Origin of the sequence: Puniceibacterium sediminis, assembly GCF_900188035.1 — a bacterium.
In the GTDB taxonomy this organism is placed as follows: Bacteria; Pseudomonadota; Alphaproteobacteria; order Rhodobacterales; family Rhodobacteraceae; genus Puniceibacterium; species Puniceibacterium sediminis.
Map to the genome: position 1 here is coordinate 45364 of NZ_FZNN01000004.1, position 15564 is coordinate 60927.

Here is a 15564-nt window from a genome sequence, read left to right on the forward strand (position 1 = left end):
CAAACGGCGATTGTCGCAACGGAAACTGTGGCGCTATCGCCGCGCAGGCACCGCAGGCCGGTTTGTGACAGTCCTGTGAATAAGTCAGGGACAACCGCGTGATATGCCCCGGTTTCCTTTTTATTACAGGAAAATTTATCTGTGCATGAATCGCGGGCAACCCCACAGCTATGGGCGGCACCTGTAGGTCAACACAAAATATAGCGCCATTCGCGTAAAAATTTCGTTGACCCAACCCGGCAACATACGTCAAATTGTGCAGGCCGGGCAGAGAGCCACAACATGTAGTGGCCGGACCGCGCAGGGATACAGATCATTGCGTCCGCACCGCAGGATAGTCCTGCAATCCGCCTTCAGGGTGCGGATGTGGGCATGTCTGACCTTGCGACATGGCAACCGCGTCGGGGTAACGGCGAGCGATGAAAAGCTGAGTTATTGGGGCAGTACCTATGAAAATCGAAAGAAAATTCACCAAGGCCGGGCAGGATGCTTACGCCGAGATCGACTTTGTTTCGACCGTGTCGGAAATCCGGAACCCGGATGGCACGATCGTCTTTCGCCTTGATAACGTCGAAGTGCCCGCCAAGTGGAGCCAGGTTGCCAGCGACGTCATCGCGCAGAAGTATTTCCGCAAGGCCGGTGTGCCGGTCGAGCTGAAGAAGGTCGCCGAAAAGGGCGTGCCCGAGTTCCTGTGGCGGTCGGTTCCGGCCACGGCTGAGACCAAGACCGTTGGCGAAAGTTCGTCCAAGCAGGTGTTTGACCGTCTGGCTGGTGCCTGGGCCTACTGGGGTTGGAAGGGTGGTTATTTCACCAAGGAATCCGACGCTCAGGCCTATTACGACGAGATGCGCCACATGCTGGCCACCCAGCGCGCGGCCCCCAACAGCCCGCAGTGGTTCAACACCGGGTTGCACTGGGCCTATGGCATCGATGGTCCGGGCCAGGGCCACTACTATGTTGATTACAAGACCGGCAAGCTGACCAAATCCAAGTCCGCCTATGAGCACCCCCAGCCCCATGCCTGCTTTATCCAGTCGGTCAAGGATGACCTTGTGGGCGAGGGCGGCATCATGGACCTGTGGGTCCGCGAGGCGCGTCTGTTCAAATATGGCTCCGGCACCGGCACCAACTTTTCCAGCCTGCGCGCCGCGAACGAGCCGCTGTCGGGCGGCGGCAAATCGTCTGGCCTGATGGGTTTCCTCAAGATCGGTGACCGGGCTGCCGGCGCGATCAAGTCGGGTGGCACCACGCGCCGCGCGGCCAAGATGGTGATCATCGATGCCGACCACCCGGATATCGAGGAATTCATCAACTGGAAGGTCAAGGAAGAGCAGAAGGTCGCGTCGATCGTGGCCGGCAGCAAGATGCACGAGCAGAAGCTGAACCTGATCTTTTCCGCGATCCGCCAGTGGGACGGCACAGCCGAAGATGCCTGCGATCCCAAGAAGAATGACGCCCTGAAGGACGCGATCCGCGCGGCCAAGAAGGTTGCGATCCCGGAAACATACGTCAAGCGCGTGCTGGATTACGCCAAGCAGGGCTATGGGTCGATCGAATTCCCGACCTATGACACCGACTGGGATTCCGAGGCCTATGCATCCGTGTCAGGCCAGAATTCCAACAACTCGATCCGGGTGACGGATGCCTTCCTGAAGGCCGTCAAGAACGACGGTGACTGGGAATTGATCCGTCGCACCGACGGGTCGGTCGCCAAGACCATCAAGGCGCGTGCCCTGTGGGAAGATGTTGGCCACGCGGCATGGGCCTGTGCCGATCCGGGCATCCAGTTCCACGACACCGTGAACGACTGGCACACCTGTCCCGAAGATGGCGCGATCCGTGGCAGCAACCCGTGTTCGGAATACATGTTCCTGGACGACACCGCCTGCAACCTTGCGTCGATGAACCTGCTGACCTTCCTCAAGGACGGCGAGTTCCAGTCCGAGGAATACATGCATGCGACACGTCTTTGGACGCTGACGCTGGAAATTTCCGTTACGATGGCGCAATTCCCGAGCCAGGAGATCGCGCAGCGGTCTTATGATTTCCGCACGCTGGGTCTGGGCTATGCCAACATCGGCGGGCTGCTGATGAACATGGGATATTCCTATGACAGCGACGAGGGCCGCGCGCTGTGTGGTGCCCTGACCGCCATCATGACCGGCGTTGCCTATGCCACATCGGCGGAAATTGCCGCAGAACTGGGCGCGTTTTCCGGCTACGACAAGAACCGCGATCACATGCTGCGGGTCATCCGCAACCACCGGCGCGCGGCCCATGGCGCAATGACCGGCTACGAAGGGCTGGCCACACGTCCGGTTCCGCTGGACCATGTCGGCTGCCCCGATGCGACGCTGATCGACCTTGCTATGTCCGCCTGGGACGAGGCGCTGCGTCTGGGTGAAAAGCACGGCTACCGCAACGCGCAGACATCGGTGATTGCACCGACCGGGACCATCGGTCTGGTGATGGATTGCGATACCACTGGGATCGAGCCGGACTTTGCGCTGGTGAAGTTCAAGAAGCTGGCCGGTGGCGGATATTTCAAGATCATCAACCAGTCGGTGCCTGCCGCGCTGGACAAACAGGGCTATTCGTCCAGCCAGATCGAGGAAATCGTCGCCTATGCGGTTGGTCACGGGTCCATCGGCAATGCGCCGGGGATCAACCACACGTCGCTGACCGGTCACGGCTTTGGTCCGGCACAGTTGCAAAAGGTTGAGGCCGCGCTTGCCTCGGCCTTCGACATCCGGTTCGTGTTCAACCAGTGGACCCTTGGCGAAGAGTTCTGCACCGGCGTGCTGGGCATCCCGACCGAAAAGCTGAACGATCCGACCTTTGATCTGCTGCGCCACCTTGGTTTCTCCAAGAGGGACGTCGAGCTTGCCAATGACCACGTCTGCGGCACGATGACCCTGGAAGGTGCGCCGCACCTGCGGGAAGAGCATTACTCGATCTTCGATTGCGCCAATGCCTGCGGCAAGAAGGGCAAGCGGTATCTGGGCGTCAACAGCCACATCTACATGATGGCCGCGGCACAGTCTTTCATCTCGGGTGCGATCAGCAAGACGATCAACATGCCCAACGACGCGACGATCACCGACTGCCAGAAGGCGTACGAGCTGAGCTGGTCGCTGGGTGTGAAGGCGAACGCGCTGTACCGTGACGGATCGAAATTGTCGCAGCCGCTGGCGGCGTCGCTGGTCGAGGATGACGACGAGGCGGCAGAGGTTCTGGAAAACGGATCGATGCAGGAAAAGGCCGTGGTTCTGGCGCAGAAGGTGGTCGAAAAGGTCATCATCAAGGAAGTGCGCAATTCGATGCGCGAAAAGCTGCCCGAGCGGCGCAAGGGCTACACCCAGAAGGCGGTTGTCGGCGGTCACAAGGTCTATCTGCGGACCGGCGAATATCAGGACGGCCAGCTGGGCGAGATCTTTATCGACATGCACAAGGAAGGTGCGGGTTTCCGCGCCATGATGAACAACTTTGCCATCGCGGTTTCGGTTGGTCTTCAGTACGGCGTGCCGCTTGAGGAGTTCGTGGATGCCTTTACCTTCACCAAGTTCGAACCGGCCGGCATGGTGCAGGGCAACGACAGCATCAAGAATGCGACCTCGATCCTTGACTACATCTTCCGTGAACTGGCCGTTTCCTATCTGGACCGGACCGACCTTGCCCATGTGAAACCGTCCGGCGCGTCGTTTGACGATCTGGGCCGGGGCGAGGAAGAGGGCGTGTCCAACGTCAAGGAAATCTCGGATACGGCGGCGTCGCGCAGCCTTGAGGTGCTGAAACAGATCAGCTCGACCGGCTATCTGCGCAAGCGTCTGCCCCAGGATCTGGTGGTGCTGCAGGGCGGGATGGCAGATTCGGTTACGGCGCTGAATTCGCTGATGCCGCAGGCGGTGGCAAGTGGCGGCGCGGCGGTGGCCTTTGCGACCTCGACGACCACGTCTTCGTCGACCAGTGGCATGGCGATCAACGCGGCGTCACGGGCCAAGATGCAGGGCTACGAGGGCGAGGCTTGCGGCGAATGCGGCAACTACACGCTGGTGCGCAACGGCACCTGCATGAAGTGCAACACCTGCGGCGGAACGTCTGGGTGTAGCTGAAGAAATTGAGGGTTGGAGGGAGGTGCTGCAACACCTCCCTCCGGCCTTTCCGCATTGGCCTAGTACGCTGCGGGATAGACCAGATCGACCTCTAAAGGTCGAATGACTTTGGAGAAACATGCCACGTTCTGGTGATCAATAGCGTGCTCGAAAATACAGGCTTTACCCACAGAAATCTGGGGGTACCTGTGGATAGAAGGAGTACCAGCTATGGCTGGCAAAAAAATCACGGTTAGCCGTGAGAGCGCTACTGGTCTGAATACGCACTTCCTTGTGCCAGGCCAAGGTGAAGTTCCTCGTGGTCGGCTCGCCGATCAAATTGAACGAGGGCAGCATCCTGACTATCACGTACAAAAGCTCCCGGATGGTCGACGCATTCCGCGCTCAAATCCTGACGGCAGCGACAGCAACAATCTTGGCTAAAGACTGGCAAAAAAATATTCGGGGCCGGTGTACCTGCCCCGAACGCATGTAAGTCCGCCAAGAGAAATTACGGGTGAAAAACGATCAGGGCCTTGTCACCGAAACTGAGGCGCCTTCGGGCGCCTCTTTTCGTATGCGTGTTCAGGGTGCATTTGTCGGCGGGCCATTGCCGCCGAAAGCGCAGGCCACAAATCTTTTGGAAAATCCGCGCCGTGGCTCTTGAGGTGGGCGGGATTAGCGGCAGTATTGGCGGGTAGCTTCGGACGAGGGGGACAGGGTCTTGCGCGCAATTATTTCGGTTCTGGGGGCGGCCCTGTTCTGGGCGACATGTGTTGCTTTGGCGTGGGCGCATGAAGTGCGCCCGGCCATCGGTGACATGACCGTTGCGGGCGGCATCCTGACGCTGGACATCACCCTGAACGCCGAGGCGATTGTGGCGGGCGTTGATCTGGAGGGCGTGGCCGACACCAACGAAACCGCGCAGGCCGAACAGGTTGATGCCCTGCGTGCGCTGGAACCTGACGCCTTTGCCGAACGGCTGCGCGCTGACGCCGCGCAGATCGCCGGGGCGGTTGTCGTGACGGCGGATGGATCGCCCGTGCCGCTGGAGATGGGCGGCATCGCCGTGGGTCCGGTCGGAAATGTCGATCTGCCGCGCGATACCTTGGTGACCCTGACGGGCGCGGTCCCGGAGGGGGCGCACAGCCTGCAGGTCCGCTGGCCTGCGGAATATGGCGCGCTGATCCTGCGCCAGCAGGGGGTCGAGGAGCCCTATACGGGGTACCTCGACAACGGCACGCCCAGCGACGAGATCGCGCTAGGCGGTGGCGGGCAGGACACGGCGGCAGAGGCGTTTCTGAGCTATGTCCCGGTCGGTTTCGATCACATCCTGCCCAAGGGGCTGGATCATATCCTGTTCGTGCTGGGGCTGTTCTTTCTGTCGACCCATATCCGCCCGCTGCTTTGGCAGGTGTCGGCCTTTACGCTGGCGCATACGGTCACGCTTGCGCTGGGGGCGATGGGCTGGGTCACGGTGCCAGCCAGCATCGTCGAGCCGCTGATTGCCGCGTCGATCGTCTTTGTCGCGGTCGAGAATATCCTGAGCGACGGGCTGAGCCGCTGGCGCCCCATTGTGGTCTTTGTGTTCGGGCTGCTGCACGGGCTTGGCTTTGCCTCGGTCCTGGGGGAGTTCGGCCTGCCGCAGGATCAGTTCATCCCGGCCCTGATCGGGTTCAACGTCGGCGTTGAACTGGGGCAGCTGACGGTGATCGCGCTGGCCTTTCTGCTGGTCTGGATGGCCCTGCGGGTGGATGAAAACGAAGTGCCCGAACACACTGGCCAGGCGTTCTACACTGTGCTCGCTCTGGCGTTTGTCGCCCTTGGCTGGCTGCTGGACGGGCCGGGGTTTGTGTCCGTGATGGGCGCACCTGCGCCGGTGTTTTTGTGGCCGCTCGCGATGGTATCGCTGTTCTGCGTGCTGTCGGCCACCCATGTGGACCGGTTGGAGGCCTATCGAACCTATGTCGCGATCCCGGTATCGGTGGGGATCGCGCTGGTCGGGTTTTACTGGTTCGTTGAGCGGGTCTTTCTTTGATGCGTGCGGGCCGTTTGCTGTCTTGGGCGGCATGGAAAAGGCAGGCCGTAGGGGGTACGGCCCAAGTGGCCGGCAGGTCGAGGGTTGCACACCGATCAAAACCCCGGTAAGAGCGCCCCACTTAATCCCGCAGGCGGGGTCGGGCCATTGGGGGAGACATCCCCAACAGTCCACCGGTTGGAGCATCCGCTCTCACACCCCCGCCAAGGCGTAAACCGGAAAGGATAAGACCATGGCTCTTCCCGAGTTCAACATGCGTCAACTGCTTGAAGCAGGCGTACACTTTGGCCACCAGACACCGCGCTGGAACCCCCGTATGGGCGAGTTCATCTATGGCGCGCGTAACGGCATCCACATCATGGACCTGACGCAGACCGTCCCCATGCTGGACGCCGCGCTGAACGTCATCCGCGACACCACCGCCAAGGGCGGCCGTGTCCTGTTTGTCGGCACCAAGCGTCAGGCACAGCAGTCGATCGCCGAAGCCGCTGAAAAGTGCGCACAGTATTACATGAACCACCGTTGGCTGGGCGGCACGCTCACCAACTGGCAGACTGTTTCCAAGTCGATCCAGCGTCTCAAGCAGATCGACGAGCAGATGGAAAACGGTTCCGAAGGCCTGACCAAGAAAGAGCGTCTTGGCATGGAGCGCGACCAGACCAAACTGCAGGCCTCGCTTGGCGGGATCCGCGAAATGGGCGGCGTACCTGACCTGCTGTTCGTCATCGACGTCAAGAAAGAAGCGCTGGCCATCGCCGAAGCCAACAAGCTGGGCATTCCGATTGTCGCAATCGTCGACACCAACTGCTCGCCCGATGGCATTGACTACATCATCCCCGGCAACGACGACGCGGCGCGCGCCATCTCGCTTTATTGCGATCTGGTCAGCCGTGCGGCGCTTGACGGCATGACCGCCCAGATGGGTGCGGCTGGTGTTGACATCGGCGCGCTTGAAGATGCGCCCATGGAAGAAGCCGTCGCCGAGGCCTGAGGCCTTGTGTCGCAAAAGCGACATGCAGACGTGACATGAGCGGACAGCCCCTGGGGCTGTCCCGGGATGGCCCGGACGGGCTGTCCCAAATCGCAATTCCAGATGAGGAGAGCCGCAGATGGCGATCACAGCATCCCAAGTGAAAGAACTGCGCGAAATGACCGGCGCAGGCATGATGGACGCCAAGAAGGCGCTGACCGAAACCAACGGCGACACCGATGCCGCCGTTGACTGGCTGCGCACCAAGGGTCTTGCCAAGGCTGCCAAGAAGGCCGGCCGTACCGCTGCCGAGGGCCTTGTTGCCGTCGCCGTCGAAGGCAACACCGGCGTCGCCGTCGAAGTGAACTCGGAAACCGATTTCGTTGGCAAGAACGCCGATTTCCAGAAGATGGTTGCGGGCATTTCCGCCGCCGCGCTGAAGGTCGACGGCCTTGAGGCACTGATGGCTGCGGACATGGGCGGCAAGACCGTTCAGGACGAGATCACTTCGAAGATCGCAACGATCGGCGAAAACATGTCGGTGCGCCGCATGTCCAAGCTGACAGGCGATACCGTTGTGTCCTACGTGCACAACGCCGCTGCTGACGGCATGGGCAAGATCGGTGTTCTGGTCGCCATGACCGGTGGTGACGAAGCATTCGGCCGTATGGTTGCCATGCACATCGCTGCCGCCAACCCGGCGTCGCTGTCCGAAGCAGACCTTGACCCGTCCGTTGTCGAAAAAGAGCGTCTGGTTCAGATCGAAATCGCCCGCGAGTCCGGCAAGCCCGAGGCCGTGATCGAAAAGATGATCGTTGGCCGGATGAAGAAGTTCATGGCCGAAGTCACGCTTCTTGGTCAGGCTTTTGTCGTCAACCCCGATCTGACCGTTGCTGCGGCAGCCAAGGAAGCGGGTGCCGAGATCACCGGTTACGTACGCCTTGAAGTTGGCGAAGGCATCGAAAAAGTCGTCGAGGACTTTGCCGCCGAAGTCGCAAAGACTGCCAAGGGCTAAGCCCGATCAAAATGGGGCAGGGTGCCAGACACCCTGTCCGGATATCAGAAATGCGCGCCGCACATCCCGTGTCGGCGCGCATTTTCGTTCCACGGCACTGTTTGCGCTACTGACCTTAGTCATCCGGGGGTATTAACGAAGAAACGGAGCTGCCCGTTAAAGCAGCTCCGTTATAGACCATAGACGCCCCCTTGAGACATGGGGATGCACGGAGGGCGTCACCAGGCGGGTCGATCCCCGTAGCAAAATAGCCACATCAAACCAACCACTGTTCGTACCGAAGATCAAAAAGAGCCCTGAAATTACAAGGGGTTAATGATCTGAATTCCTGGGCAAACTGCCACCACTCACGGAACATGTTGATTGTGGCAATATTTGGGCTGTGATGGAAGTCAGGATTTCCTGACTTGGACATAAGGCGCCTGACGCGTTAAGTTTTTCACGGTGGATTCACGCAGAACACTGCGGTTGACCCTTAGATCACGCCTCAAGCACGAACATTTGATTCTGAAACGTCGCTTTCATCACTGCCTGGGCTGTGGTGTCCACGTTCAACGCTTCCCGCGCCAGGCGCAGATGCTTTTCGATTGTGGCCTGCGTCAGCCCCATGATCTGCGCGATATCCTGCATGGTCTTGCCATCCCCAACCCATTCCAGCGCCTCGCGCTGACGGCGGGTCAGCGACTGGTTGGGCGGCGTGTAGGGCAGGGTGAGGATCTTGAGGTGGACAAGGTTGTTCATCAGCACGATATCTTCGCCGTGATGGGTCCAGACCGCATCGATTTCCTTTTGCGACACCCCGATGGGCGCTGTCAGTGCGATGGCGCCTTTGGCACGGGCGGAAACGGATTTGAAGCTGATCGAATATCCCGCGGTCACGCCTTGGGATACATTGAATTCAAAGACCCGACGTTCGTCCCGGGTGAGCGCGTCACCCCGGACCATGTCCGCAAGCACCTGCCAGCTGCACGAACCTTCGTGTTCCAGGGCCCATTTCACCATGGGCGCATGATAGTACAGACGTTCACCCACAAAGACGTCCGTATAGCTGGGCGGATGGTTGGTCAGCATGAGAAAGTCGTTTGGATCGCCCAGAGAATTTGGCGTCCGAAACCGGGTGAAGCCGTAAAGCAGCCGGTCAAACCCGTAACGAGCCATATAATCGCAGTGTTTCGCCCAAAGCTGTTCGATGCTGTTCGCGTTGGTCAGCTCGATCAGTTCGGTGCGAAATTGCGGTGTCATCCGGTTCCCTCAAGATAGCTAAAGAGCGCGTCCATGGCCAGAGTATACCCCCGCGCACCAAAGCCACAGATCAGCCCGATGGCGACGGGAGAGATATATGACAGATGCCGGTAACTTTCACGCGCATGGATGTTGGACAGATGCAGTTCAACCACGGGTACTTCGGCAGATCGAATCGCATCCATCAGCGCGATCGAGGTGTGAGTATACGCCCCGGCATTGAGGATCACGCCACCCTTTGTCCCGCGCGCGGCGTGCAGCGCATCGATCAGAACACCTTCATGATTGCTCTGGAGAAAATCCAGCGTCACACCGATCTTTTCCGCATGGGCGCGGCACATGTCTTCGACATCCGCCAGAGTGGTCGTTCCATAAATCTCGGGCTGGCGGGTGCCAAGAAGGTTGAGGTTGGGTCCGTTGAGGATCAGCATCGACTGCATGTTTTTGGTCCTGGTTTTTCACTCATAGTGACCGCGTAGCTGCCCTGTGTCCAGATGCCGAGGCTCGCCTTATGGCGAAGGTCATGGGAAAGGACATCCTAGGCGGTAACGCGTGCAAACCTGCTCAGGCTTACGTTGCGATTATCCGGCGCAGGTCGGTAATTCATTGACCTCACGCCAAAAATCCCTGAAATTAACAAAATAGTAACAATCATTGTCATATGAATAATTGGCATCTTTTAGGGTAAATTTCCATGACAGGCGTCAAATCAAAACCATTTCTGTACGTATGCGCAATGGTCTTTCTTTTGACGTCAGCCCGCGCAGAGGCATCGACCTTCAACATTCAGCTCAACTTTGGCTCGTCGATTTCGGAGTCGCAGAAAACCATTTTCACGGTGGCCAAGACGTTTTGGGAAAGTGTGATCACAGGGTACAAGCAGGCCCCGGGCATCACCAGTCTTGTCATCGCTGCCGATACTTTTGTGGGGGCTTCGGGGGGCGCGCTCGGTTCTGCGGGGCCGACCTTGGGGGTGACCACGGCGAATTACCTCTATGCCCGTGTCGGGAGCATGAATTTTGACTCGGTGGATCTGGACACGGTTTCAGAAGCCAACGCGCTTGCCATTATCACCCATGAGATGGCGCATGTGATCGGATTTGGCACACTGTGGAGCGGCTCCAAGCTGGGCTATTCTGGCTACCAGGAGCTTTATGTGGCCGGAACAGGCCAGTACACCGGGGCCTATGGTTTGGCGCAATACCAAGCCGATTTTGGTTTGCCTTCGGCCACCTTTATACCGGTCGAACTCGAAGGTGGGGCCGGAACGGCAAACGCGCACTGGGATGAGGCGAACAACGGCTCTGCCGACGGTCTCTTTGCCGGCGGCAAGAAAGAGCTGATGACCGGCTGGCTCAACTCGGGAAGCACAGTATCCGCCACCACGATCGCGAGCTTTGCAGACCTTGGTTACACCACCATCTACACCGATTTGGCGGCGTCAGTTCCGCTTCCGGCTGGGGGTTACCTCATGTTCTTCGCCTTGATGGGCATGGGCATGATCAAGCGGCGCGAACAAAGGCTTTGAACTGAATAGGCCTCGTTGCGGTACAGCAGAGCAACAGCTTGATCCGTTCTTATCTACGCCTCTATATTTTACATAATACTGATTATACGTTATATTGCGCATCCTAAAGGGATGGCCAGAAATGACCTGTATCTACCTGATATAATACTGTTTTCGGCTTTGGATCACTGCAGAAGTGACATGGCTGCTGCAACAATCCCTTCACGCGATGGCAGCGTTGCGGCGTATGCTGGTCCGGTTGCGATAAAGCTATCCTCGGCCGTCACCCGCGCCACCCTGTGTGCAGATCTTTCCTGAAACAAGGTCACCAGCGCCTCGCTCTGCGAGCCCGTGCGGCGGCATTCATCGACGATAAGTACAGCGCCACAGCTTTCGCAGGCCGCCAGAATGGCGTCCTCGGCCAGAGGTGCCAGCCAGCGCAGGTCGACAATGCGCACTGCATGACCGGCCGCCTCAAGATCCGCCTTGGCCTGCTGCGACAGATACGTCCCGTTTCCGTAAGTCACGATGGCCAGATCGTTGCCTTTGCCTGTCACGTTCAGGCTGCCCAGCGGCGCGTTTAGCCCCGCATCGGGATAGCGGCGCATCCAGCCTCCATCGCCCTCGGCCAGTAGATCGCGCATCGGATACAGCGCGATCGGTTCGATCATCACGACAACACGCTGCTCTTCACGGGCCAGTCTCACGGCTTCGCGGTACATCAGGACAGCCTCGCAACCATCTGACGGACAACCGATAATCACGCCCGGGATGTCGCGCAGAACGGCCAGGGAATTGTCGTTGTGGAAATGCCCGCCAAAGCCCTTTTGATAGCCAAGACCGGCAATCCGCAACACCATCGGGTTGGTGAACTGACCGTCCGAGAAGAAGGACAAGGTCGCCGCCTCACCCCTTATCTGATCCTCGGCATTGTGCAGATAGGCCAAGAACTGGATCTCAGGCATCGGGATGAACCCGCTCTGGCCAAGGCCGATGGCAAGCCCAAGGATGCTCTGTTCATCCAGCAGCGTATCCATCACCCGCGTCGGACCAAACCGGGCCTGCAACCCCTTGGTGATGCCATAGACGCCGCCCTTGCGACCGATATCCTCGCCTGCCATGACGATCTCGGGATGGGTCATCATCAGGTCGGACAGCCCCAGATTCACCAGCTTGTTCATCGGTTGCGGCTGGTCCAGCGCACGCATGTCGGCCGTGCCAAATGTGGTCGCGCGGTCCGCTGGCGACGGTTCGTTGGGTTTCGGCATATCGCGTTTGGGTGGCGTGATCGCAGCCATCACTTCGGTCGCGCTCTTCAGCTTGGGCCGCTTGACCGCACGGTCGGCCTTGGCTTCGCATTCGGCGCGAACAGATTGATAGACATCGATAATTTTATCATTAGCCACACCCGCGTGCAGAAGATGCGACGCGGTGAAAAGCAATGGATCCTGCGCCTCCTGAGCCTCGATCTCGGGCATGGGGCGATAGGCGCTTTCCACATCCGGTCCGGCATGACCATAAAGCCGCACGCAGGACAGATGCAGCACGCCCGGCTTGCGGTGCTTTCGGATCCAATCACCCAATTCGCGGGCTGCGGCGAAAGTCGCCACCACATCCTGCCCGTCACAGGGCTGATAGCGCAACCCTGGGCGCTGGCTCAGGCTCGCCGCGACCCAGCCCGGGGGCGATTTGACCGAGATCCCGATGCCGTTATCCTCGCAGACGAACATCAGCGGCAAAGGCACAGACTGCCATGCCGTCCAGCCTGCGGTGTTCAGCGCGCCCTGCGCGGTTGAATGGTTCATTGATGCATCGCCAAAGGAGCACATCACGACGCCACGCTCTCGCTTCAGGCCCATGGCATAGGCGGCGCCGACCGCCTTTGGCAGATGGGACGCAATGGTCGAGGTCTGCGGTGGAATGCAAAGAGCCTTTGATCCCAGCACCTTGTGGCGCCCTCCGCTGATGGGATCTTCGGCTGCGGCTGTGAAGGACAGCAGCATATCCCACAATGGGTCCTGTCCGGGCACCTGCGCCGCGCGGGCGATCTGGAATGCGGCGTCGCGGTAATGCAGATAGGCCGGATCTGTCGGCTTCAGCGCCGCGGCAACGCCTGCCATGCCTTCGTGCCCGGACGATCCGATGGTATAGAACCCCTGCCCGCGCCTTTGCAGTTCTCGCGCCATCCGGTCGAGCTGTCGTGACATGACCTGTGCGCGGAACAATCCTTGCAGATCCGCAAGGCTCAGACCACTTTCCTCCAGACCCGCTGTGACCTCGGGGACATCCCCCGAACCCACGCGTGCCAGAAATGCCTCGTGCACCACCTCTGCCCGATCCATGTCAACGCCCCCCGTTTATTCTCTTTTAAACTACGCAAAGTGCGGCACCCAAGACAAGCGCCGCACTTTCAGTCATTCATGTATCACGCTGCAATTGATCAGAAAAACGCCTGCAGACCGGTCTGTGCGCGGCCCAGGATCAGGGCGTGCACGTCGTGCGTGCCTTCATAGGTGTTCACCGTTTCAAGGTTCACCATGTGCCGGATCACCTGGAATTCGGCCGAGATCCCGTTGCCACCATGCATGTCCCGCGCCATCCGCGCGATATCTAGCGCCTTGCCACAGTTGTTGCGCTTGATGAGCGAGATCATCTCGGGCGCGCCCTTGGCTTCGTCCATCAACCGGCCAACCCGCAAGGATGCCTGCAGCCCCAGCGAAATCTCGGTCTGCATATCGGCCAGTTTCTTCTGGAAAAGCTGCGTCTGTGCCAGGGGCTTGCCGAACTGCTTGCGGTCAAGGCCATAGCCCCGCGCCGCCTGCCAGCAGAATTCTGCGGCCCCCATGACGCCCCAGGAAATGCCGTAGCGCGCCCGGTTCAGACATCCGAACGGACCTTTAAGCCCCTGAACATGCGGCAAAAGTGCGTCTTCGCCCACTTCGACATTGTCCATCACGATTTCACCCGTGACCGACGCGCGAAGGCTCAGTTTGTTGCCCACTTTCGGCGCTGACAGACCGGTCATGCCTTTTTCCAGCACAAAGCCGCGGATCTTGCCGCCATGTGCCTCGGACTTGGCCCAGATCACAAAGACATCGGCGATGGGGGAATTCGAAATCCACATCTTGGAACCGGAAATCCGATAGCCACTGTCGGTCTTGACCGCGCGGGTCTTCATGCCCGCAGGGTCCGATCCGGCGTCGGGTTCAGTGAGGCCGAAACAGCCGATATATTCGCCGCTGGCAAGCTTGGGCAGGTACTTCTGCCGCTGTTCTTCCGAGCCATAGGCGTAGATCGGATACATCACGAGACTGGATTGCACCGACATCATCGATCGATAGCCGGAGTCCACCCGTTCGATTTCGCGCGCGACCAGCCCGTAGGCGACATAGGAGGACCCTAGCCCGCCGTATTCCTCGGGCACGGTGATGCCCAGAAGGCCCATTTCACCCATCTCGCGAAAGATCTCGGGTTCGACTTTTTCCTCGTTATAGGCGGCGATGATACGCGGTTGCAGCTTTTCCTGCGCATATGCGCGGGCGCTGTCGGCGATCATGCGCTCGTCCTCGGACAGCTGATCGACAAGCCGGAATGGGTCGGCCCAGTCAAAGGAGCCCATATCCGGTGCATCCTTGGGTTTCAGTTTCGGTGTGGCTGCTGTCATCTCGTTCAAAGCGGATCTCCTGTTGTTGCGCGCAGATTAACTTGCATCTTGCGCAAGTAAAATCGACAATAGCGCAAGTATTCATGCGGAAACCTCATACATGCCCCTTGCGCGCCGACTTTTGCCCCCGCTTGCCGCCCTGCGCGCGCTCGAAGCGCTTGACCGGCTGGGCAGCGCCACCGCCGCCGCACAGGAACTCGCGCTGAGCCAGAGCGCGGTGAGCCGCCAGTTGCAGACGCTTGAAGATCATCTTGGCACGGTGCTGCTGATCCGGGAAAAGCGCAGTCTGCGGCTGACACCAGCGGCGCAGGATTATGCCGTTACGATCCGCGCAGCGCTGAGTAGCATCGCCAATGCGTCGATGGCATTGCGGGTCAATCCCGTCGGGGGGAGCCTGAGCCTTGCCATTCTGCCGAGCTTTGGCATGCGCTGGCTGGTGCCCCGCCTGCCGGATTTTGCCCGCCGCCATCCAGAGGTGACGATCAACCTGACGACCCGCCTGAAACCTTTCAGCTTTTCCAGCGAACCTTTTGATGCGGCGATACATTTCGGCGGCGACTGGCCCGGAACCGACAGCCTTGTGCTGATGCGTGAACAGGTGTTGCCGGTCTGTGCGCCAACGCTGCTGCCTGATGGCGCGGCAGCGATAGACCGGCTGGCAAAGATGCCGCTGCTGCACATCCAGACAAGGCCAGAAGCCTGGCGTAACTGGTTCACATTGCAGGGGTTTGAGCCGGGCGCCCTGCCCGGCACGACCTTTGATCAGTTCACCACGATCATTCAGGGCGCGCTGCACGGGTTGGGCGTGGCCCTGCTGCCTGACTACCTGATCGACAGTGAACTGCTGTCAGGGCAGCTGGTGCGTGCGGCGGACACGGCCCCGGTCAGCCTTGGCGCCTATCATCTGGTCTGGCCCGCCGACAGGCCCGCGACGCCCGCCGTGACAAAGTTCCGCGACTGGCTGACCTTTCAGACGGAAGAAGAGGAAAACCTTCCGCGCTGACCTGCTTCAAGTACCTGAAAGCACTCCGGGGGCA

The 15564-nt window shown here is 59.7% G+C and carries 11 protein-coding genes; 7 read left to right on the forward strand and 4 right to left on the reverse strand.

Features of this window, described 5'->3' with window-relative positions; genetic code table 11:
* Nucleotides 1-449: 449 nt before the first annotated feature.
* The 5 genes from CHB75_RS05900 to tsf all read left to right on the forward strand — a co-directional run bounded on the left by CHB75_RS05900 (nucleotide 450) and on the right by tsf (nucleotide 8114).
* Nucleotides 450-4112 carry a vitamin B12-dependent ribonucleotide reductase gene (locus CHB75_RS05900; protein WP_089269617.1) on the forward strand — a complete coding sequence of 1221 codons (3663 nt, stop codon included), beginning with the start codon at nucleotides 450-452 and terminating at the stop codon, nucleotides 4110-4112.
* A gap of 210 nt (nucleotides 4113-4322) precedes the next feature.
* On the forward strand, nucleotides 4323-4535 hold the full coding sequence (locus tag CHB75_RS05905; protein WP_089269618.1) for a DUF3892 domain-containing protein: 213 nt from the start codon (nucleotides 4323-4325) through the stop codon (nucleotides 4533-4535).
* A 280-nt stretch (nucleotides 4536-4815) separates the two neighbouring features.
* Nucleotides 4816-6129, forward strand: coding sequence for a HupE/UreJ family protein (locus tag CHB75_RS05910; RefSeq protein WP_245840740.1), 1314 nt, complete (start codon nucleotides 4816-4818; stop codon nucleotides 6127-6129).
* A 232-nt stretch (nucleotides 6130-6361) separates the two neighbouring features.
* Entirely contained in the window at nucleotides 6362-7120 is a 759-nt protein-coding gene (gene rpsB, locus CHB75_RS05915; RefSeq protein WP_089269619.1) for a 30S ribosomal protein S2, read from the forward strand.
* Nucleotides 7121-7238: 118 nt separating this feature from the next.
* Nucleotides 7239-8114, forward strand: coding sequence for a translation elongation factor Ts (gene tsf / locus CHB75_RS05920; RefSeq protein WP_089269620.1), 876 nt, complete (start codon nucleotides 7239-7241; stop codon nucleotides 8112-8114).
* 480 nt (nucleotides 8115-8594) lie between these two features.
* Here the strand turns inward: tsf and CHB75_RS05925 are convergent, their stop codons facing one another.
* Both CHB75_RS05925 and aroQ read right to left on the reverse strand, forming a co-directional pair.
* Complete coding sequence (locus CHB75_RS05925; RefSeq protein ID WP_089269621.1) at nucleotides 8595-9356, reverse strand: LuxR family transcriptional regulator; 762 nt, start codon at nucleotides 9354-9356, stop codon at nucleotides 8595-8597.
* Complete coding sequence (aroQ, locus tag CHB75_RS05930; RefSeq protein WP_089269622.1) at nucleotides 9353-9796, reverse strand: type II 3-dehydroquinate dehydratase; 444 nt, start codon at nucleotides 9794-9796, stop codon at nucleotides 9353-9355. The genes CHB75_RS05925 and aroQ overlap by 4 nt, the downstream gene beginning before the upstream one ends.
* Nucleotides 9797-10104: 308 nt before the next feature.
* Here aroQ and CHB75_RS05935 point away from each other — a divergent pair, with 308 nt between their 5' ends.
* Nucleotides 10105-10884 (forward strand): leishmanolysin-related zinc metalloendopeptidase, encoded by a 780-nt coding sequence (locus CHB75_RS05935; protein WP_176439068.1) that lies wholly within the window; start codon nucleotides 10105-10107, stop codon nucleotides 10882-10884.
* Nucleotides 10885-11048: 164 nt separating this feature from the next.
* Here CHB75_RS05935 and CHB75_RS05940 read toward each other — a convergent pair whose 3' ends face one another.
* Both CHB75_RS05940 and CHB75_RS05945 read right to left on the reverse strand, forming a co-directional pair.
* On the reverse strand, nucleotides 11049-13205 hold the full coding sequence (locus CHB75_RS05940; protein ID WP_089269624.1) for a dehydrogenase E1 component subunit alpha/beta: 2157 nt from the start codon (nucleotides 13203-13205) through the stop codon (nucleotides 11049-11051).
* A gap of 98 nt (nucleotides 13206-13303) precedes the next feature.
* Complete coding sequence (locus CHB75_RS05945) at nucleotides 13304-14527, reverse strand: acyl-CoA dehydrogenase (RefSeq protein ID WP_089269818.1); 1224 nt, start codon at nucleotides 14525-14527, stop codon at nucleotides 13304-13306.
* A gap of 100 nt (nucleotides 14528-14627) precedes the next feature.
* On the opposite strand from CHB75_RS05945, the gene CHB75_RS05950 reads away from it, so the two are divergent.
* A complete protein-coding gene (locus CHB75_RS05950; protein WP_089269625.1) occupies nucleotides 14628-15530 on the forward strand; it encodes a LysR family transcriptional regulator in 903 nt (300 codons plus the stop codon).
* The last annotated feature ends 34 nt before the right edge of the window (nucleotides 15531-15564 follow it).

Excerpts from the sequence above, each read along its gene's own strand:
- CHB75_RS05900 (WP_089269617.1), top strand. The coding sequence starts at position 450 with ATGAAAATCGAAAGAAAATTCACCAAGGCCGGGCAGGATGCTTACGCC.
- CHB75_RS05905 (WP_089269618.1), top strand. The coding sequence starts at position 4,323 with ATGGCTGGCAAAAAAATCACGGTTAGCCGTGAGAGCGCTACTGGTCTG.
- rpsB (WP_089269619.1), top strand. The coding sequence starts at position 6,362 with ATGGCTCTTCCCGAGTTCAACATGCGTCAACTGCTTGAAGCAGGCGTA.
- tsf (WP_089269620.1), top strand. The coding sequence starts at position 7,239 with ATGGCGATCACAGCATCCCAAGTGAAAGAACTGCGCGAAATGACCGGC.
- CHB75_RS05925 (WP_089269621.1), bottom strand. The coding sequence starts at position 9,356 with ATGACACCGCAATTTCGCACCGAACTGATCGAGCTGACCAACGCGAAC.
- aroQ (WP_089269622.1), bottom strand. The coding sequence starts at position 9,796 with ATGCAGTCGATGCTGATCCTCAACGGACCCAACCTCAACCTTCTTGGC.
- CHB75_RS05940 (WP_089269624.1), bottom strand. The coding sequence starts at position 13,205 with ATGGATCGGGCAGAGGTGGTGCACGAGGCATTTCTGGCACGCGTGGGT.
- CHB75_RS05945 (WP_089269818.1), bottom strand. The coding sequence starts at position 14,527 with ATGACAGCAGCCACACCGAAACTGAAACCCAAGGATGCACCGGATATG.
- CHB75_RS05950 (WP_089269625.1), top strand. The coding sequence starts at position 14,628 with ATGCCCCTTGCGCGCCGACTTTTGCCCCCGCTTGCCGCCCTGCGCGCG.